Consider the following 18,614-nt stretch of genomic DNA (forward strand, 5'->3'; position numbering starts at 1 on the left):
CGGGCCGGAGGCCACCCCGCGTAACGGCAAGATGCGGGCACCGGCAACGGGGGGAGGGAAATCGTGGTGACCCCGGTCCAAGGCCACCCGGCCCCGAGGGAACGCCACCCGGTCCAAGGCCACCCGGCCCCGAGGGAACGCCACCCGGCCCCGAGGGAACGCCACCCGGCCCCGAGGGAACGTAAAGTGGTCGGGTGAACGACCCCTCCCCCTCCACCCCCGACGACCTGCGCAGCAGCCTCCGCAGCAGCCTTGAGAGGCTGCTGCGACAGTTGTCGCCGAAGCAGGCGACGCAGGCCGTCGACCGGCTGATCGCCAGCTATCGTGGGCGCACGCCCACCGATAGCCCCGTGTTGCGCGACCAGTCGGATGTCGCGGCCTACGCCGCGTACCGGATGCCCGCCACCTTCGAGGCGGTGCGGGCGGCGCTCGGTGCGTTCCGGGCGCGGGCGGGGGAGTGGGCGCCGCGGACCCATGTCGACATCGGCGGCGGGACCGGGGCCGCCACCTGGGCGGTGGCCGACGCCTGGCCGGAAGGCGACCACGCGACCACCGTCCTGGACTGGGCGCGGCCCGCCCTCGACCTCGGCCGCACCCTGGCGGCCGAGGCCCCGCATCCGGCCCTGCGCCAAGCGGAATGGCGTCGCCAGCCGATCGGCGGCGCCCTCGCGCTCCCGGCGAGCGATCTGATCACCATCAGCTACGTACTGGGCGAACTGACCGACGCCGACCGCGAGTCGGTCGTCGCGGCGGCGGCCCGCGGCGCGCAGGCCGTACTGGTCGTCGAACCCGGTACCCCGGAGGGCTACGGCCGGATACTCCACGCCCGCCAGCAGCTCATCGACGCGGGGCTCAGCGTTGTCGCACCCTGTCCGCACGACGGCGACTGCCCGGTGCAGAGCCCCGATTGGTGTCACTTCGCCGCTCGCGTCAACCGGTCCTCCCTGCACCGCCAGGTCAAGGGCGGCTCCCTGCCGTACGAGGACGAGAAGTTCTCGTACGTCGCCGCGATGCGGGAACACCCGGCCCCGGCGGAGAACCGCATCGTGCGGCACCCGCAGATCCGCAAGGGGCAGGTGCTGCTCGACCTGTGCACACGCGACGAAGGGCTTCGTCGGGTGACCGTCTCCAAGCGGCACGGCGATCTCTACCGTGCCGCCCGCGACGCCGAGTGGGGCGAGGTCTGGCCGCCGCTATCGGCCCAGGACTGACATGGCCGCGTTGTGGCCGGGAATTCCGCTTACGCCGCCGCCGCGTACCGCGCCCGCGCCGCACAGCAGGACGTTGGGGTGGACGGTTTCCACACCCCAGCGGCCGGTGTCCAAGGTGGCGTACGGCCACGACAGGTCGCGGTGGAATATGTGCCCGCCGGGGAGTCCGACCTCGTGCTCCAGGTCGAGTGGCGACTTCGCCTCGATGCACGGGCGCCCGTCGGCGTCCAGCGCCAGGCACTGCTCTATCGGCTCCGCGAGCACCGCGTCCAACTGCGAGAGGGTGGCCTTCAGCAGTGCGTCCTTCGTTCCGGTTGGGTCCGGGGCGAACATCCGCGCGGGCGTCAGCAGGCCGAACAGGGTGAGGGTGTGGCAACCTCGGGCGGCCAGTTCGGGGGAGAGGATGGAGGAGTCGGTCAGCGAGTGGCAGTAGATCTCCGAGGGCGGTGTGGTGGGCAGGGCCCCGCCGGCCGTCTGCTCGTAGGCGCTCGCCAGGTTGCGGTAGCTTTCGGCGATGTGAAAGGTGCCGGAGAACGCCGCGTGCGGGTCAACTGCGGTGTCCCGCAGCTTCGGTAGCCGCTTCAGCAGCATGTTGACCTTGAGCTGGGACCCCTCCGGTTTCGCCGGGGCCGGTTCGTCGAGCAGTGCGGCGAGTGTGTGCGGCGAGACACTGGCCAGTACGTGCCGCGCCTCAACCCGGCCGCCGTCGAAGGTGACTTCGGCGTGTTCGCCATCGGTGGCTATGCCCGTCGCCGCGCGGCCGGTGACTATCTCCGCCCCGGCCGCGCGGGCCGCGTCGGCGAGCGCGTCGGTCAGCGCGCCCATGCCGCCCACCGGGACGTTCCAGTCACCGGTGCCGCCGCCGATCACGTGGTAGAGGAAGCAGCGGTTCTGCACCAGGGACGGATCATGGGCATGGCTGTACGTACCGATGAGGGCGTCGGTCAGTACGACTCCCCGTATCAGATCGTCGGCGAAGGCCGATTCCACCGCCTCGCCGAGCGGACGCTCGAACAGCGCCTGCCATGCGGCCGGTTCACCGACCGCCCGCTGCAACTCGGCGCGGGACGGCAGGGGTTCGGTGAGCGTTGGGAAGACGCGCTGGGCGACCTGGCGGGTCGTCCCGTAGAACCGCTGCCATGCCTCGAAGTCCCGGTCGGAGCCGGTGAGCCGGACGAAGCTCTCCCGGGTGCCCGCCGGGTCACCGTTGTCCACCAGCAGCCCGCCGTCCCGGCCGTACGGGGTGTACGAGGAGATCCGCCGCTCGCGTACCGCGAAGCGCAGCCCGAGATCCTTGACGATCTTCCGCGGGAGCAGGCTGACCAGGTACGAGTAGCGGGACAGCCGTGCTTCGACGCCGGGGTAGGCCCGTGTGGACACCGCGGCCCCGCCGGTCACCGGCAGGCGCTCCAGTACGAGCACGGAGCGCCCGGCGCGCGCCAGGTACGCGGCGGCGGTCAACCCGTTGTGGCCGCCGCCGACGATCACTGCGTCGTAATAGGGAGCCCGTGGACTGCTGTCACGGTGCTGGTCCGTCGTCCCGCTCATCCGCGCGGCTCCCTTGGGGGGTGTTCCGGTTCGGGGTCTCAATCCGAACGTACCCCCGCTCAGCAGCGCAGTTCCATGGTCGCGCACTTCACGCTGCCGCCCGCCTTGTGCAGCTCGGACACATCGATGCCGATCGGCTTGAAACCGCGGTCGCGCAGCGGTTGGAACAGGCCGGTCGCGCCGAGCGGCAGCAGCACATGGAGCCCGTCGCTGACCGCGTTGAGGCCCAGCGCCGCGGCGTCGTCCTCGGTGGCGATCAGGGCGTCCGGGAACAGCCGGGCCAGTACCGCCTGGCTGCCGGGGGAGAACGCCTCCGGGTAATACATGATCTCGTCGCCGTCGAGCACGCCCAACGCGGTGTCCAGGTGGTAGTAGCGCGGGTCCACCAGCTCAAGGCCGATGACCGGGCGGCCGAAGAACTCCTGTGCCTCGGCGCGCACCTGGGGGCTGCTGCGGAAGCCGGCACCCGCCAGGATCCATGACGCGGTGGCGCTGAAGTCGCCCTCGCCCTCATTGATGTGCTCCGGTTCATGGATCTCCGGGAAGCCGTTCGCCCGGAACCAGGCGAGGTGCGCGGGCGCCTCGCCCCGGCGTTCGGCGTTGGCGAACTTGGCGCCGAACACCCGGCCGTCGATGACCGTCGCGCCGTTGGCGGCGAACACCATGTCGGGGAGTCCGGGCACCGGGTCGAGCACCTCGACGGTGTGCCCGAGTGACAGATAGCGGTCCCGGAGGTCTTCCCACTGGAAGAGGGCGATCGCGGGATCCACTGGCTTGTCCGGGTCCATCCACGGATTGATGGAGTAGCTGACCCGGTAGTGGTTCGGCGGACACATCAGGTAACGCCGAGGCGCGGCGACACGGTCTGTGCGCAATGAGAACTCCTCGCGGTTGAGGCTCCGATGGATGACTCACGCGCACAAATAGTCCACCCGGCGGGCTGGAAAAACACCGATCCGTTCGGGTGGTTCTTCAAGTCGCCGCCGCGGCCGCAACTCCCCTGCCGACGCCCCGCGTTACCGGTGTGCTCGTCCGTGGGCCCAGGCGGTCACGCGCTCAGCGGGAACAACTGGCCGAGTTCCGCGAAGAGCGCGCTGTTCAGAGCGAAGGCGCGGCGGCACTCCTCGACCACCCGCTGCTTCTCCACCTCGTCCACCGGTAGCGCGTCCAGCAGTTCGCGGTACTCGCGTTTGAAGGCGGCGGGGTTGCCGATGTGGTCGAAGACGTAGAACCGCACACCGTCGCCCTTGCGCTCGAACCCCCAGGTCCGTTCGGCGATGCCGCGGATGACCTGGCCGCCGGACAGATCGCCGAGGTAGCGGGTGTAGTGGTGGGCGACATAGCCCGCGGGCCAGGTCGCGGCGACCTCTGTGACGCGGTCGCAGTACGCGGCGGTGGCGGGCAGCGGCAGCGTCCGGGCACGCCAGTCAGGGCCGTGCAGATGCTCCAGGTCCCGCTCGAGCTCGGCCACCCGCAGCAGCTCGGGCTGTATGAACGGCCCGGCGACCGGGTCGGCCGCCAGCCGGTCCGCGGCCTCCTCCAACGTGCGGTAGACGAACCACAGTTGCTCCGTGTAGCGGGCGTACGCCTCCACGCCCAGCCGCCCACCGAGCAGGTCGCCCATGAACGCGGACTCCTCGGCCTCGGTGTGCTGGGCGCGCGTCGCGGAGCGGATGAGATCGGAGAAGCGGGCGAACTGGGTGGCGGTCACGCGGGCCTCCATCGGCTTCTGCGCGGCTACGGCTACGGCTGCGGTGCGCGAAACCTGCTCGCGTACCGACAACTTACCGACATGCTGTCGGGAAAAATGCTACACCGCGGATGATCCGTTCGGAATCGCTCATCCGGGGGACCATGAGGGATTCGGCCATTCCGTACGGCGCGACGGCTCGCCAGCCACTCCACGCTCACCGCCCCCTCCGACGCCACCCCGCGTTCACGCGGCCAACGCGCAGGGAGCAGGATGGACAGTGCATCCGGCGAAACGCTCACCGACGAGAGGGGTTCTATGGAACGCAGGGGCAGGATGTCCGAGTGGCTGCGCCGCCGCCCGCGGTCGACGGGCGAGAGGACCCGATCCATGTCCCGCGCCGCCGCCGCGGACCGGGATGCGCTCCTCCTCGGCGCGGCCGCCGCGTCGTTCCCGGTGGCACCGGCCGCTCATCCGTCCGGCTTCAGCTGTTCCTGTGACCGGATCGGCTGCCCCACCCCGGGCATGCACCCGGTCTCGTTCGCCTGGCAGACCCAGGCCACCACCGACACCGAGCAGATCACCCGCTGGCTGGCCGGCCAGCCGCTCGCCAACTTCATCACCGCCACCGGCACCAACCACGACGTCCTCGACGTGCCCGCCGCCGCGGGTGCCATCGCGCTGCGCCGCCTGGAGGCCGAGGGCGTCCAGACCGGGCCGGTGGCGCGCTACGGGGCCGACCGGATGCTGTTCTTCACCGCCACCCGGGGCACCCCGGCGGACGAGGACGAGTGGTGGCCGTGTGAGCTCGACTGCCACCCGGAGACCCAGGACGAGCACCCCGGACTGCGCTGGCACTGCCGGGGCAGCTATGTGCTGCTGCCCCCCTCCCGGCTGCCTGACGGCTCGGTGGTGGACTGGGTCCGGCCGCCGGACCTGCCGCTACCGGATCCACTGTCGCTGCTCGCCGGGCTCACCGACGCGTGCGCCCAGGTCGCGGGCGAGGAGGAGGCGAAGCAGGAGGCGGCCGGAGGCTGGCTCTCCGGCGGCCGGTAGCGAGGACGGTCGGCGCCACGGGGATGTACGGGCACCCCCGACGGCCCGCGTGTCACGCCCCGCTGGCCGAAACCACACCCTCGATCCGGTTGAGGAAGGCCACCTTCGCACCCGAGTCCGACTGGGCGGGCACCTTCACGACCTGCTCCGCGACCTTGTACAAGGTCACCGACTTGTTCGGCTTGCCGGTCATCAACGCGTTGATGTTCGGGTCCTTCACCGCGACCGGGCCCTTGGCGACCGTCTGCTTCATCACATGACGCGTGGTGAAGAACACCAGCGCCCCGCCGTCCCTGAGCCGCAGCGCCACCGGGGCGTACTGCGCCGGATCCGCCGCCTGGTCCGCGAACTGCGTCACGACCTGCGGCGTCGGCGCGTACTGGGTGCGCCGCTGGGCGCGCAGCCCCGAGGTTTCGCCGCCCTGGGCGAACGCCGTGGAGCCCTTGTCGCCCTGCTGGAGGTACGCGGTGTACTGGGCGCTCAACTCACCCGGCTGGACCAGCAGATCGGTTCCGCTGACCGGGACCGGCACCGCGTAGCCCTGCGCGTCGGTCGCGAAGTCCGGCAACTGACCCGGCGAGAGCACCGACAAGTACGAGGCCTGCCACGGGTCGTTCACACTGCCCCGGGTGAACACCAGCAGCCAGCGGTTGCTGTCCCGGCTGTTGGCGGTGTCCGCGACAAACCATTTCGGCCAGCCGCGCTCCCGTGGGATCAGGAAGCGGGTGTCGCTGAACCGCAACGGCTGGTAACCGGGGTTCCCTGACGGGCTGTTGGCATGCCGGGCCTTGATTCCGGCTCCGTCGACGGCGCCCAGCGCCCCGGTCTCGACCTGGGCGTTCAGTGCCGGATCCAGCTTGGCGTTGGCGTCGTTGACCACCTGGACGAAGTGGTCCAGGGCGGCGGGGGCGTCAGCCTTCCGCACCGCCGGGATGACCGCCTGCTCGCCGTGCACGGTCACGCAACCTGTCGCCAGCGGCGCCAGCAGCGCCGCCGCCGCGACGCTGGACAGTCTGCGGCGCAGCCGTATGGGCAGCGGGGCACGCGCGGTCATGGCGGACGGGCTCCTTCTCGTGTTCGCGATCGGCCGCAAACACTACCGGTGCCGGTCCGCGCACGGGCCGCCGGAGGCGGCACGGCCGCCATACCGTGACGCCTCGGCTACGGCAGCGTCAACACCTCCGTACCGGTGTCGGTCACCACGAGGGTGTGCTCGAACTGGGCGGTGCGCTTGCGGTCCTTGGTGACCACGGTCCAGCCGTCTTCCCAGATGTCGTAGTCGTGCGTCCCCAGGGTGAGCATCGGCTCGATGGTGAAGGTCATTCCCGGCCTGATCACGGTGGTCGCCCGCGGGTCGTCGTAGTGCGGGATGATCAGCCCGGAGTGGAACGCGGAGTTGATCCCGTGACCGGTGAAGTCCCGTACCACGCCGTAGCCGAAGCGCTTGGCGTACGACTCGATGACCCGGCCGATGATGTTGATCTGGCGGCCCGGCTTGACCGCCTTGATCGACCGGTTCAGCGCCTCCCGGGTGCGCTCCACCAGCAGTTGTGACTCCTCGTCGACCTCGCCGCACAGGTAGGTCGCGTTGGTGTCGCCGTGCACGCCGTGGATGTAGGCCGTGATGTCGAGGTTGACGATGTCGCCGTCGCGCAGTTCGGTGGAGTCCGGGATGCCGTGGCAGATGACCTCGTTGAGCGAGGTGCAGATGGACTTGGGGAAGCCGCGGTAGCCGAGGTCGGATGGGTAGGCCTGGTGGTCGCACATGTACTCGTGCGCGATCCGGTCGAGTTCGTCCGTGGTGGTTCCGGGCTTGATCGCCTTGGCCGCCTCCTCCATCGCCTGTGCGGCGATCCGGGAGGCGATCCGCATCTTCTCGATCGTCTCGGTGTCCTGCACCTCCGGTCCGGTGTACGGGGTCGGGGCGGGCTTGCCCACGTACTCAGGGCGCGGGATGGACGACGGCACGCGGCGGGTCGGCGAGAGGGTGCCGGGAACGAGGAGCGACTGGCCAGACATGCCAGCGAGTGTATCGGCGCCGCACAATCGAAGCTGCGGCCGCCGGGGTGCCCCCGGACGGAGTCCTGGGGAGTCTGCGCTGAGGGTGATGGCGGGCGACGGGCGGGAACGATGGCGGACAGGGAAGTCGAAGGGGTTCCGGGGTTCCCCCGGGAAACGCAGCAGGAGGGCAGCATGGCTCTGTTCAAGCGCAAGAGGGCGACGGGTAAGCCGGGCGAGTGGTACTACTGCCTGGAACACCGGAAGGTCGAGGAGGGGCCGGACTGCCCCGCGGTGAACCGCCTGGGCCCCTATCCCACCGCCGCCGAGGCGGCCCGCGCCATCGAGATCGCGGAGGAGCGCAACGAGGAGTGGGAGCATGACCCGCGCTGGAGCGAGGAGAACGACTCCGGGCCGCGCGGCACCGGCAGCTGATGCCGCGGCGGCTGAGGCGTTCCGGGACACGGCACCCCGTACCGTCGGGGTACGGGGTCGGCTGGCAGGATCGCCGGTATGACTACTGATGCGAATACCCCCGACCCGAGCGCTGCCGCAGGCAAGCCCGCGGCCAAGGACCCGCGGGACCTGCCGGATGTCTCCGATCTGGTCGTGGGCGTGCTGGGCGGCACCGGCGACCAGGGGCGCGGGCTCGCCTACCGGCTGGCCAAGGCCGGGCAGCGGGTGATCATCGGTTCGCGCAGCACCGAGCGGGCGCTGACCGCGGCCGAGGAGCTCGGCCTGGGCGTACGCGGCCTGGACAACGCGCAGTGCGCACGCGCCAGCGACATCGTGATCATCGCGGTGCCGTGGGAAGGACACGCCAAGACGGTGGAGTCGCTGCGCGAGGAGCTGGCGGGCAAGCTCGTCGTCGACTGCGTCAACCCGCTCGGCTTCGACAAGAAGGGCGCGTACGCGATCAAGCCGGAGGAGGGCAGCGCCGCCGAGCAGGCCGCCGCTCTGCTGCCCGACTCCCGGGTCACCGCGGCCTTCCACCACCTGTCCGCGGTGCTGCTGCAGGATCCGCAGGTCGAGCGGATCGAGACCGATGTGATGGTGCTGGGCGACAGCCGCGAGGACACCGACACCGTGCAGGCGCTGGCCGCCCGTATCCCGGGGATGCGCGGGGTCTTCGCCGGCCGGCTGCGCAACGCGCACCAGGTCGAGTCGCTGGTGGCCAATCTGATCTCGGTGAACCGCCGCTACAAGGCGCACGCGGGACTGCGCATCACCGACGTGTAGGCCTCATCCGGCTCGACGGGGGCATGGGTCAGAATGGGCGGAGTATGCCGCCCAACCGAGGAGCCTCAGCCATGCCCCCGTCCGCCTCGCCGAGCCCGATCCCGCGGCCGGCGATCTTCGCCATCGCCGTCTGCGTGCTGGCCATCGCCGCCGCGGTGGTGTCGTTCGTACAGGGCAGCTTCCTGGGTGTGGTGTGGGTGCTGATGGCGGGCGTGTCCAGCAACATGGCGTGGTTCTACCTGCGCAAGGCGAAGGCCGACCGGGCCGCCGCGCAATCGGCCGGCCGGTAGCCGCCAGACGGTCAGCCAGTAGCCGCGTAACGGTCGGCCGGCAGCCGCGTGGACGGTTCGCCGGCAGTGGTCAGCCGGTAGGGGAGCCCTTCCAGAACTGGAAGAGGCGGTAGCCGTACGCCGAGTACACATCCGGGATGTGGAAGGTGCGCATGATCGTGTTGATGACGTCCCAGAACACGGTGTTGATCTCGGGGATCCACAGGCAGCCGAAGACCGCGATCAGCCCGAAGGGGGCGTACGGCTCGACCTGGCGGCGCACCTTGTACGACAGCCATGGCTCGATGACGCCGTAGCCGTCGAGCCCGGGGACCGGCAGGAAGTTGAGGATCGCCGCGGTCAGCTGGAGCATCGCCAGGAACGCGAACGCGGCGAGGAACGGCGTCGGCGCCCAGGTCAGCCCGCCGAGGGTGAACGGCAGCATCAGCGCGAGCGCGAAGGCCGCGTTGGTCAGCGGTCCCGCCGCCGAGATCAGGCTGTGCTTCCAGCGGCCCCTGATCCGGCCGCGCTCGATGAACACCGCGCCGCCGGGCAGGCCGATGCCGCCCAGGATGACGAAGATCACCGGTAGCACGATGCTGAGCGCGGCGTGTGTGTACCTCAGCGGGTTCAAGGTCAGATAGCCCCTCGCGCCCACCGTGATGTCGCCGCCATGCAGGGCGGTGCGGGCGTGCGCGTACTCGTGCAGGCACAGCGAGACGATCCAGCCGGAGACGACGAAGACGAACACCGCGAATCCGGTGTTGGACGCGAAGTCGTGCCACACCGCCCACCCGGCGACGAGCATGATCGCGACCAGCCCGAGGAACACGGGACTGACCTGCCGGTCGTGGCGGGTGGTTGCGGTAGCCATGCGCGGAGCTCCATCAGGTACGGGACGTCATCAGGGCGGTTCCTGACCGTACAGGCCGATCCGGCGCTGCGGTGGACAGACCGGGTCCGCGTTGCGTCCGGCACCGGGGGAACGTCCGGTTGCCGGGGTTCGGTTCCATCACCGGGCGAGGGGTTGCCGCCGCGCTGGACGGCGGCGACCCGGCGCCTGGCTCAGGCCTTCTTGCGGAACTTCGCCACCGCCAGCGGCGCGGTGACCAGGGTGATGGCCGCCGCCCAGGCCAGGGTGATCAGCGCCGAATGGGCGACCGGCCCGCCGTTGATCAGGTTCCGGTTGGCGTCGGCGAGCGACGACAGCGGATTGACCTTCGTAAAGCCCTGCAGCCAGCCGGGCATCGTGGTCGGCTTGGCGAAGATCGAGCTGCCGAACTGCAGCGGCATCAGCACGATCATGGCCACCCCCTGTACGGCCTGCGCGCTCTTCATGGTCAGACCGAGCAGGGTGAAGATCCACATCAGTGAGGCGCCGAAGACCATCGCCAAAGCGACCGCGGCGAGCAGGTGCAGCACGGAGGTCTGCACGGTCAGGCCCAGGATGAAGCCCATGACCAGCAGGATGGCGGTGGCTATCAGCATGCGGCCGACCTCCACCACGATCTTCGCGATCAGCACCGAGGAGCGCGCGATCGGCATGGTCCGGAACCGGTCCATCACACCGGTCTTGAAGTCGGTGTTGATCCCGGTACCGACCGCCATGGCGATGTTCATGCCCATCATCGCCATCAGGCCCGGGATCATGTAGTTGACGTAGGCGTGCTGGTTTCCGGAGACCGCGCCGCCGAAGACGTAGACGAAGAGCAGCGTGAAGATGACGGGCATCAGCAGGGCGTCGAACATCGACTCCGGATCCTGCTTGATCTGCAGCAGGTTGCGGCGCACCAGCGCGCCGATGTGCCGCAGGTTGGCCCGTAGCCCGATGCGGCCCTCGCCGGACCGGGCGGTGGCGGTGGTGGCGATCGCTGTCGCGCTCATGCCCGCCTCTCGCCCACCGTCAACCGCAACCGAGACGCTACGCGTCGCTGTCATGCTCCGACCTCCTCGAACTCGTTGGCATCAGCGGTCTTCTGGCCGGTGAGGGCCAGGAACACCTCGTCCAGGCTGGGCAGATGGGTGCTGATACCGGCGATCGAGAAGTCGCGCGCCCCCAGCAGGCCGACCACGGCGGTCAGTTGTTCATCGCTGACGATGGGGACGTTCACCAGCCCCTCGGCCTCATCGGCGGTCGCCCCCGCGATGCCGTCAAGACCGGCCTGGTCCAACGCGGCCACCATGCGCGGCAGTTCGGCGCGGTCCACGGGCCTGATCTGCAGGGTGCGGCCGCCCACCTTCGCCTTCAACTCGTCGATCCGGCCCTCGGCGATCACCCGGCCGCGGTCGATGACCGTCAGCTCGTTGGCGAGCTGTTCGGCCTCCTCCATGTACTGCGTGGTCAGCAGTACGGTGGCGCCGTCGGCCACCATCCGCTGGACCTCCTCCCACACCTCGTTCCGGGTGCGTGGGTCGAGTCCTGTCGTGGGTTCGTCGAGGTAGAGCACCGAGGGATGGCCGACCATGCTCGCGGCCAGGTCAAGCCTGCGGCGCATACCGCCCGAGTAGTTCATGGCCGGACGCCTGGCGGCCTCGGTCAGCGAGAAGCGCTCCAGCATCTCGTCCGCGCGGGCCCTGGCGTCCTTGCGGGACAGGTCGAGCAGCCGCCCGATCATGTAGAGGTTCTCGCGGCCGGACAGCTTCTCGTCCACCGACGCGTACTGGCCGGTCAGCCCGATCACCCGGCGCAGCTGGCGGGGCTGGCTCAGCACGTCGTACCCGGCGACCCGGGCGGTCCCGGCGTCCGGCTTCACCAGGGTGGACAGGATCCGTACGAGGGTGGTCTTCCCGGCGCCGTTCGGGCCGAGCACGCCGAGTACGGTGCCCTGGGTCACATCGAGATCCACTCCGTCGAGCGCCTTCGTCTCGCCGTAGTGCTTGGCCAGGCCCCGTACTTCCACGGCCTTTCCGCCGCGACTGGTCGTCTTGCTTAGTGTCATGCCACCACGGTCGCCGACGCCGCCGACAGGTCGCCGACAGACCGCTGACACGCCGCTTCGGCCGCCGACGCGGCACCGGCGGCCGGTGGGCGCTATGCCTGCACCGAGACCAGGCGCTGGCCCTGGGAGGTGATGACGTCGAAGTGCGAGATGTCGGACGGCCGCATCGCGGTTGCGCCCCTGATGTCCAACGGCTGCGGATGCTCGTCGGTGCCGTAACCCGACCCGGACACCGTCCAGTTGGCGACCGTCTCCTGGCGGCCGTCCTTGCCGACCACCACCAGGTGGCAGGTGCGCGGACCGTAGACGTACGACAGCCGCAGGTCGATCTGGGTGCCCCAGGGCCTGCCGGTCAGGCCCACCACGGCCGACGCACCGGTCGCCGGATCGGTCGCGGTGCGCTGGAACGCCGCGGCCTGCACACCGGTCACCGCCGGGCGCTCCTGGATGGCGAGTACGGCCGCGGTCGGGCCGGCGACGATCAGTACGGCGGCCGCGACGGCCGTCAGCCAGCGGCGGCGGACCCTGGTCCGGCGCTGCGCCGCCACCTCGTCCAGCAGCCGGTCCAGCATCTCCTCGCTCGGCGGCTCGGGCGCACCGGCACCGCCCAGCTCCGCCAGCGCCGGCACCACACCGCTGAGTTCGTCGAGGAGCTTGGCGCACGTATCGCACCCGGCGAGGTGCTGCTCGAACCGGTCCATCTCGGCGTCGTTCAGCACGCCGAGCAGATAGGCGCCGACGTCGACGTGCGCGTCGGGCCGTCCGTACTCGGTCACGAGGTCACTCCTCTCTCCTCCAGTGCGATCCGCAGACTGCGCAGTGCGTAGAAGATCCGGGACCGGACGGTGCCCGGGGGCACCCCCAGCACACGGGCCGTCTCGTTGGTGTCCCGGCCCTTGAAGTACGTTTCCACCAGCACCTGGCGGTGCGCGGGTGTCAGGTCGTCCAACGCGTCGGAGATCGTCATCATCCGCAGCGCGCGGTCGAGTTCATCGGCGGCGGGTACCTGCTCCAGGTCGGCGGGACCGCTCTCGGCGGGGCGGGCCTGACGGCCGCGGTGCGCGTCGATGACCACCCGGCGGGCGACGGTCACCAGCCACGGCCGCAGGCTGCGTGCGCTCGGGTCCAGCTGGGAGGCGTTCCGCCAGGCCCGCAGCAGGGTCTCCTGCACCACGTCCTCCGCGAGGTAGCGGTCCCCGGCCACCAGGCGCAGCACATAGGTCATCAGCGGACCCGCGTGATCGCGGTAGAGCGCCCGCATCAGTTCCTCCTCCGGGCCGCGGCCCGGGAAGCGCCGGCCTTCCACGGTGGAATCCTCGCGCAGGCTGTGCCCCTGGTCGACCTGGAGCACGGCTCAGTAGCCGTATCCGCTCGAAGGGCCGCTGGCCGAGCCGGCCTCGGCTTTCCTGCCCTGCGGGGTGGTCGCGTGCCAGGTGCCCAGGACGTCCTGGCCGTTGGTGTCGCCGGGCTTGCTGTCTCCCGCGTACCGGTACAGCGGCCAGCCGTTCAAGGTCAGTTGCCTGGTGCCGTCCGGGCGGGTGACGCCGCCGACGAGCTGGTGGTCGATGCCGTGGACATGGGCGGCGGACAGGGCGGGTTCCGGAGGCCAGACGGTCGCGCACTGGCCGGCGCAGCGGGACGTGGACGGGCTGGCCGAGTCCGCGTCGAAGCGGTAGAGCGTCCAGCCCTGCCCGTCGGTGACGATGGTGCCCAGCCGGGCGTTGTGCGTGGTCCCGAGCGCGGCGGTGGACGGCTTCGGCGCCGGTGTGCTCGGCGGGCTGCCCGACGGGCTCGACGGCTTGGCGCCGCCGGTGCCGGACGAGCAGCCCGCCAGGGCCATCAGCCCAGCCGAGAGGACCAGGGCCGTCGCCACCGAGGCGCCGCGCCGGGGCCGCCAGGAGGTCGGTGGAAATGCCGACATAGTGGGTTCCTCCTGTATGTCACTGTGGGTTCACCAGGACATACGGGAGGTGGCCCGCCTTTGCTCAACGGTCAGTGGAAGCTGTGCTCCGCCGCCGGGTAGGCCCCGCCGACGACCTCGTCGGCGAAGGACTTGGCCGCGCCGCCGAGCACCTCACGCAGCTGCGCGTACTGCTTGACGAAGCGCGGCAGCCGTCCGCCCGTCATCCCCGCCATGTCGGTCCACACCAGCACCTGGGCGTCGCAGTCCGGGCCCGCGCCGATGCCGACGGTGGATATGTGCAGGGCGGTGGTGACCTCGGCGGCCAGCTCGGCCGGTACGAGTTCCAGGACGACGGCGAACGCGCCCGCGTCCTGCACCGCCTTGGCGTCCCGCAGCAGCTGCTGGGCGGCCTCTTCGCCGCGGCCCTGCACCGGGTAGCCGCCGAACGCGTTCACGGACTGCGGGGTGAGGCCGACGTGCGCCATCACCGGGATCCCGGCGGAGACCAGCAGCTCGATCTGGTGCGCGGACCGCTCGCCGCCCTCCAGCTTCACCGCGCCCACCCCGGCCTCCTTGACCAGCCGGGTGGCGTTGCGCAGTGCCTGCGTCGGGCCTTCCTGGTACGAGCCGAACGGCAGATCGCCGACGATCAGCGCGCGGTTGGTGCCGCGGACCACGGCGGCGGACAGCATGGTGATCTCGTCCATGGTCACCGGGACCGTGCTGTCGTAGCCGAGGTGGCAGTTGCCCATGGAGTCGCCGACCAGCAGCACCGGAATGCCCGCCTCGTCGAAGACGGACGCGGTCATCGCGTCGTACGCGGTGAGCATCGGCCACTTCTCGCCGCGGTGCTTGGCGGCGGCGATGTCCCGAACCGTGATGCGGCGGGTACCTGTTCCTCCGTACAGCGCCTTGCTGCTGTCGGATTCCTTTTGGGCAGCCTCAACGTGCGTCATGGAGAAGGCTCCTGTTCGTGTCTCGAAGCGCCCTGACGGCGTCTCCGGATCACCTCCCATGCTGACATGCCGCAGCGGTGGCCGAAAGCCGGTGCGCCTAGTTCCGTTTGTCTCATCCGTACAGGGCTTTGCCTGCCATTTACGATACGAGACGGGCCCGTATCGTAAGTAGGGTCTAGCGTGGATCCCATGCCCGCAGATGACGCTGCCACGACATCGTCCACCCAGCGGATCCCCGAGGCGGTGTACCGCCGCCGCTGGGCCATCCTGGCGGTGCTGCTCTTCAGCCTCCTCGTCGTCGTCCTCGACAACTCGATCCTCAACGTGGCGATGAAGACCATCGCCCAGCCCGGGCCCACCGGTCTCGGCGCCACCCAGAGTCAGCTGGAGTGGGCGATCAACGCCTACACGCTGGTCTTCGCGGGGCTGCTGTTCACCGCCGGGCTGCTCGGCGACCGGCTCGGCCGCAAGAAGGTGCTGCTGTTCGGCATGCTGGTCTTCGGCACCGGTTCGGTGCTCTCGGCGGAAGCGGGCTCCTCTGCTCAACTCATCGCGTTCCGCGCGCTGATGGGGCTCGGCGCGGCGTTCGTCATGCCGTCCACGCTCGCCATCATCATGAACGTCTTCGAGCGCGAGGAGCAGCCCAAGGCCATCGGCATCTGGACCGGCGCGGTCGGCTTCGCCATCGCGCTCGGCCCGATCGCCGGTGGTCTGCTGCTCCAGCACTTCTGGTGGGGCTCGGTCTTCTTCGTCAATGTGCCGATCGTGGTGGTCGCGCTCTTCGCGATGTCGTTCCTGGTCCCCGACTCCAAGGACCCGCACCCCGGACGGCTCGACCCGCTGGGCGTGCTGCTGTCCGTCATCGGCCTGGTGCTGCTGGTCTACGGGATCATCAAGGGCGGTCAGCTCGCCGACTTCGGCACGCCCAGGTCCTGGGCCACCATGCTGGGCGGCATCGCCGTGCTCACCCTCTTCGTGCTGTATGAGCGGCGCAGCAGTCATCCGGCCTTCGACGTCTCCTACTTCCGGGACCGGCGCTTCTCGGCCTCGGTCGTCACCATCGGGCTGGTCTTCTTCGCCCTGATGGGGGTGACGTTCTTCTTCGTCTTCTACACCCAGAGCGTGCGCGGGTTCAGCCCGCTCCAGTCGGGTCTGCTGCTGCTGCCGCTGGCCTCGGCCCAGATGATCTTCGCCCCGCGGGCCCGGCTGGTCGTCGACCGCTTCGGCGCCCGCGCGGTCTGCACCGGCGGCATGCTGCTGACCGCGATGTCGTTCCTGGGCTTCCTGCTGCTCGGGCGGTCAACTCCGGTATGGGTGCTGGAAGTTGTCTTCTTCGTGATGGGCACCGCGATGGCGCACGTCATGCCGCCCGCCACCGTCATGATCATGTCGTCGCTGCCGCGCGAGAAGGCCGGTTCCGGTTCCGCGGTGAACAACACCTTCCGGCAGGTGGGCGGTGCCGTCGGCGTCGCCGTGCTCGGCTCGCTGCTGTCCACCGTCTACCGCCACAGCATCCACGGCCAGCTCGCCGCGGTTCCCGGGCTGTCCGAGCACGTACAGCACAAGGCGGGCGAGTCCATCGAGGCCACCCTCGGCGTGGCGCAGCAGCTGGGGCCGGTGGGCCAGACGCTGGTGGGCCCGGCCGACAACGCGTTCATCCACGCCATGCACGCCACGGCGATGGGCTCGTCCGCCGTCGCTCTCGTCGGCGCCGCCGTGGCCTGGCTGTTCCTGCCGCACCGGCCCGCCCTGAGCCCACCGTCCGCGGAGCCGGAGAGGTCCGCCGCGCGGAGCGGGGGATGAAGGCGGAGCCGATGGCTGCCGCAGGCGCGGGACTGCCCGCGACCACCGGTCGGGGCCGTCCGCGCAGCGCGGCGGCGGACAGTTCGATCGTCGAGACGGTGCTACGGCTGCTGGAGGAGGGCACCACCCTCGGCGAGCTGTCCATGGAGCGCATCGCGCGGTCGGCCGGGGTCGGCAAGGCGACCGTCTACCGCCGGTGGGCCAACAAGGACGCCCTGCTGATCGACGTCATGCGCGCCATCGACGAACCCCTCCCGCCGCTGGCCGGAACGTCGGTGCGCGAGGACCTGGTGGTCCTGCTGGAGGTGATAAGGCACCGCGGGCTGGCCAAGCGTTCCTCGGCGGTGATGCGCAACGTCATCGGCGTCATCCAGAGCAGCCCACAGCTGTGGCGGCAGTACCACGACACGGTGATACGGACGCGGCGCGAGGCCATGTACGCGGTGCTGCGGCGCGGGATGCGCACCGGGGAGATCCGCGACGACATCGATGTGCGCCTGCTGGTCGACCTGTTCGCCGGCCCGATGCTGTCCCGAGCGCTGCTGTACGAGCGGGCACCGTTGGAGGACGGCCTGTCGGAGCAGATCGTCGACGCCGTTCTGGAAGGCGTGCGGCCGAGCGGCCACCCCGCATCCCGGCGGCCGTGACCTCGGCGGGCCGGCCGCGCCACGGGCGGCGCGGTGGGCGGAACGCATCGGGAATGTGCTGGTTCGACCGCTGAATATGCGCATCGTGTCACAGGAGCCGGACCTGGGCCGTCGCCGGAAACCGTGGTGTCATCCGGTCCGTCCCCTCCGAAGAGCGCCGAACCCCCGTCCGCCCCTATGGTCGGAACCACGGGCCGTCCCCCCACGGGGCCGACCACGGGCCGGCGCGTACGGACAGGCACGCGAACGAGTGAGGACGGGCCCATGGCTCAGACGGACACGGCGGATGGTCAGCGCAGCGGGAACGAGGCGCGCCCCGGCCAGTCCGGGGCGAGCCGCACCCCGAACCGCTGGCGGGACGGGGGCAGCTGGCGCCGCGGCTGGATCCCCGCCGCGATCGCCCTGGTCGTCGCGGTGTTGATGTTCTTCCACTCCAGCGTGCCGAACAGCGTGGGCAACCTGGGCAGTCTGCTGGAGACCTTCCTGCCGTGGACCGGGCTGGTGGTGCCGGTGCTGCTCGCCGTCGCGCTGGTGCGCCGCTCGGCGACCGCGCTGGTGGCCCTCCTGGTGCCCGCGCTGGTGTGGCTCAATCTGTTCGGCGGGCTGCTGACCGACAAGTCGTCCGGCGGGGGCAACCTCACCGTCGTCAGCCACAACGTGAACGCCGACAATCCGAACCCGGCCGCCACCGCCAAGGACATCGCGGGCTCCGGCGCCGACATCGTCGCGCTGGAGGAACTGACCGGACGGGCGCTGCCGGTCTACGAGCGGGGCCTGGCGGGCACGTACCGGTACCACGCGGTGGAGGGCACCGTCGCCCTGTGGAGCAAGTACCCGCTGAGCGGCACCCAGCCGGTGAACATCAGGCTCGGTTGGGTCCGGGCGCTGCGCACCACGGTCGCCACCCCGAGGGGTGCGGTGGCGGTCTACGTGGCGCACATGCCGTCGGTGCGGGTGCGGCTGGACAGTGGTTTCACCGCCGGGCAGCGTGATCACAGCGCGGTGGCGCTCGGTGACGCGATAGCGCAGGAGCCGGTGCGGCGGGTGATCCTGCTCGGCGATCTCAACGGGACGATGAACGATCGGAGTCTGTCCCCGATCACCGCGCAGATGCGGTCCGCGCAGGGCGCGGCGGGCGATGGCTTCGGGTTCAGCTGGCCTGCGTCGTCTCCCATGGCGCGGATCGACCAGATCATGGTCAAGGGGATCGAGCCGACGCGGTCATGGGTGTTGCGGAACACCGGCAGCGATCATCTGCCGGTGGCGGCAACCCTGCGGGTCGCCTGAGCGCTTCGCTGGATATGCCGCGATGTGCCGTCCATCGGCTGCGGGTTCGTCGTGGCTGGTCGCGCAGT

The 18,614-nt window shown here is 70.4% G+C and carries 20 protein-coding genes; 8 read left to right on the forward strand and 12 right to left on the reverse strand.

Going from position 1 to position 18,614, the window contains the following annotated elements:
* Positions 1-194 precede the first annotated feature (194 nt).
* Complete coding sequence (locus tag P2L57_RS30910) at positions 195-1,211, forward strand: small ribosomal subunit Rsm22 family protein (protein WP_275820128.1); 1,017 nt, start codon at positions 195-197, stop codon at positions 1,209-1,211.
* On the opposite strand, the gene P2L57_RS30915 is transcribed toward P2L57_RS30910, so the two are convergent.
* The 3 genes from P2L57_RS30915 to P2L57_RS30925 form a co-directional block, all read right to left on the reverse strand.
* The gene (locus P2L57_RS30915; RefSeq protein ID WP_275820130.1) at positions 1,194-2,759 is read right to left on the reverse strand and encodes a phytoene desaturase family protein; all 1,566 of its coding nucleotides are present in this window, start codon (positions 2,757-2,759) and stop codon (positions 1,194-1,196) included. The two genes, P2L57_RS30910 and P2L57_RS30915, sit on opposite strands and share 18 nt — an antisense overlap.
* Before the next feature lie 59 nt (positions 2,760-2,818).
* Positions 2,819-3,634: a dimethylargininase gene (gene ddaH, locus P2L57_RS30920; protein WP_275820131.1), complete on the reverse strand. Its 816-nt coding sequence runs from the start codon at positions 3,632-3,634 to the stop codon at positions 2,819-2,821.
* A gap of 173 nt (positions 3,635-3,807) precedes the next feature.
* A complete protein-coding gene (locus tag P2L57_RS30925) occupies positions 3,808-4,482 on the reverse strand; it encodes a biliverdin-producing heme oxygenase (protein ID WP_275820253.1) in 675 nt (224 codons plus the stop codon).
* A gap of 285 nt (positions 4,483-4,767) precedes the next feature.
* On the opposite strand from P2L57_RS30925, the gene P2L57_RS30930 reads away from it, so the two are divergent.
* A complete protein-coding gene (locus P2L57_RS30930) occupies positions 4,768-5,505 on the forward strand; it encodes a bifunctional DNA primase/polymerase (RefSeq protein WP_275820255.1) in 738 nt (245 codons plus the stop codon).
* A gap of 52 nt (positions 5,506-5,557) precedes the next feature.
* On the opposite strand, the gene P2L57_RS30935 is transcribed toward P2L57_RS30930, so the two are convergent.
* Positions 5,558-6,559 carry an SCO2278 family lipoprotein gene (locus P2L57_RS30935; RefSeq protein WP_275820133.1) on the reverse strand — a complete coding sequence of 334 codons (1,002 nt, stop codon included), beginning with the start codon at positions 6,557-6,559 and terminating at the stop codon, positions 5,558-5,560.
* Positions 6,560-6,666: 107 nt separating this feature from the next.
* Positions 6,667-7,524, reverse strand: coding sequence for a type I methionyl aminopeptidase (map, locus tag P2L57_RS30940; RefSeq protein ID WP_275820135.1), 858 nt, complete (start codon positions 7,522-7,524; stop codon positions 6,667-6,669).
* A 174-nt stretch (positions 7,525-7,698) separates the two neighbouring features.
* Here map and P2L57_RS30945 point away from each other — a divergent pair, with 174 nt between their 5' ends.
* The 3 genes from P2L57_RS30945 to P2L57_RS30955 all read left to right on the forward strand — a co-directional run bounded on the left by P2L57_RS30945 (position 7,699) and on the right by P2L57_RS30955 (position 9,032).
* A complete protein-coding gene (locus tag P2L57_RS30945; protein ID WP_275820137.1) occupies positions 7,699-7,938 on the forward strand; it encodes a hypothetical protein in 240 nt (79 codons plus the stop codon).
* Between the two features lie 78 nt (positions 7,939-8,016).
* Positions 8,017-8,742: an NADPH-dependent F420 reductase gene (npdG, locus tag P2L57_RS30950; RefSeq protein WP_275820139.1), complete on the forward strand. Its 726-nt coding sequence runs from the start codon at positions 8,017-8,019 to the stop codon at positions 8,740-8,742.
* Between the two features lie 71 nt (positions 8,743-8,813).
* Positions 8,814-9,032: a hypothetical protein gene (locus P2L57_RS30955; RefSeq protein WP_275820141.1), complete on the forward strand. Its 219-nt coding sequence runs from the start codon at positions 8,814-8,816 to the stop codon at positions 9,030-9,032.
* Between the two features lie 70 nt (positions 9,033-9,102).
* Here P2L57_RS30955 and P2L57_RS30960 read toward each other — a convergent pair whose 3' ends face one another.
* From P2L57_RS30960 to panB, 7 genes are all read right to left on the reverse strand, one after another.
* Positions 9,103-9,885 (reverse strand): site-2 protease family protein, encoded by a 783-nt coding sequence (locus P2L57_RS30960; protein WP_275820143.1) that lies wholly within the window; start codon positions 9,883-9,885, stop codon positions 9,103-9,105.
* A gap of 191 nt (positions 9,886-10,076) precedes the next feature.
* Positions 10,077-10,895, reverse strand: coding sequence for an ABC transporter permease (locus P2L57_RS30965; protein WP_275820257.1), 819 nt, complete (start codon positions 10,893-10,895; stop codon positions 10,077-10,079).
* Between the two features lie 50 nt (positions 10,896-10,945).
* Positions 10,946-11,950: an ATP-binding cassette domain-containing protein gene (locus P2L57_RS30970; RefSeq protein ID WP_275820145.1), complete on the reverse strand. Its 1,005-nt coding sequence runs from the start codon at positions 11,948-11,950 to the stop codon at positions 10,946-10,948.
* Between the two features lie 92 nt (positions 11,951-12,042).
* On the reverse strand, positions 12,043-12,726 hold the full coding sequence (locus P2L57_RS30975; protein WP_275820147.1) for a zf-HC2 domain-containing protein: 684 nt from the start codon (positions 12,724-12,726) through the stop codon (positions 12,043-12,045).
* Positions 12,723-13,274, reverse strand: coding sequence for a sigma-70 family RNA polymerase sigma factor (locus tag P2L57_RS30980; RefSeq protein ID WP_372516004.1), 552 nt, complete (start codon positions 13,272-13,274; stop codon positions 12,723-12,725). Before P2L57_RS30980 ends, P2L57_RS30975 begins: the two co-directional genes overlap by 4 nt.
* 30 nt (positions 13,275-13,304) lie before the next feature.
* A complete protein-coding gene (locus P2L57_RS30985) occupies positions 13,305-13,871 on the reverse strand; it encodes a hypothetical protein (RefSeq protein WP_275820151.1) in 567 nt (188 codons plus the stop codon).
* Positions 13,872-13,942: 71 nt separating this feature from the next.
* The gene (gene panB / locus P2L57_RS30990; protein WP_275820152.1) at positions 13,943-14,809 is read right to left on the reverse strand and encodes a 3-methyl-2-oxobutanoate hydroxymethyltransferase; all 867 of its coding nucleotides are present in this window, start codon (positions 14,807-14,809) and stop codon (positions 13,943-13,945) included.
* A 189-nt stretch (positions 14,810-14,998) separates the two neighbouring features.
* Between panB and P2L57_RS30995 the strand changes: the two genes are divergently transcribed.
* The 3 genes from P2L57_RS30995 to P2L57_RS31005 all read left to right on the forward strand — a co-directional run bounded on the left by P2L57_RS30995 (position 14,999) and on the right by P2L57_RS31005 (position 18,546).
* Entirely contained in the window at positions 14,999-16,612 is a 1,614-nt protein-coding gene (locus P2L57_RS30995; protein WP_275820154.1) for an MFS transporter, read from the forward strand.
* 11 nt (positions 16,613-16,623) lie between these two features.
* On the forward strand, positions 16,624-17,259 hold the full coding sequence (locus tag P2L57_RS31000) for a TetR/AcrR family transcriptional regulator (protein ID WP_275820156.1): 636 nt from the start codon (positions 16,624-16,626) through the stop codon (positions 17,257-17,259).
* A 264-nt stretch (positions 17,260-17,523) separates the two neighbouring features.
* Positions 17,524-18,546 (forward strand): endonuclease/exonuclease/phosphatase family protein, encoded by a 1,023-nt coding sequence (locus P2L57_RS31005; RefSeq protein WP_275820158.1) that lies wholly within the window; start codon positions 17,524-17,526, stop codon positions 18,544-18,546.
* Positions 18,547-18,614 lie beyond the last annotated feature (68 nt).

The organism is Streptantibioticus ferralitis (assembly GCF_029223525.1).
GTDB lineage: Bacteria > Actinomycetota > Actinomycetes > Streptomycetales > Streptomycetaceae > Streptantibioticus_A > Streptantibioticus_A ferralitis.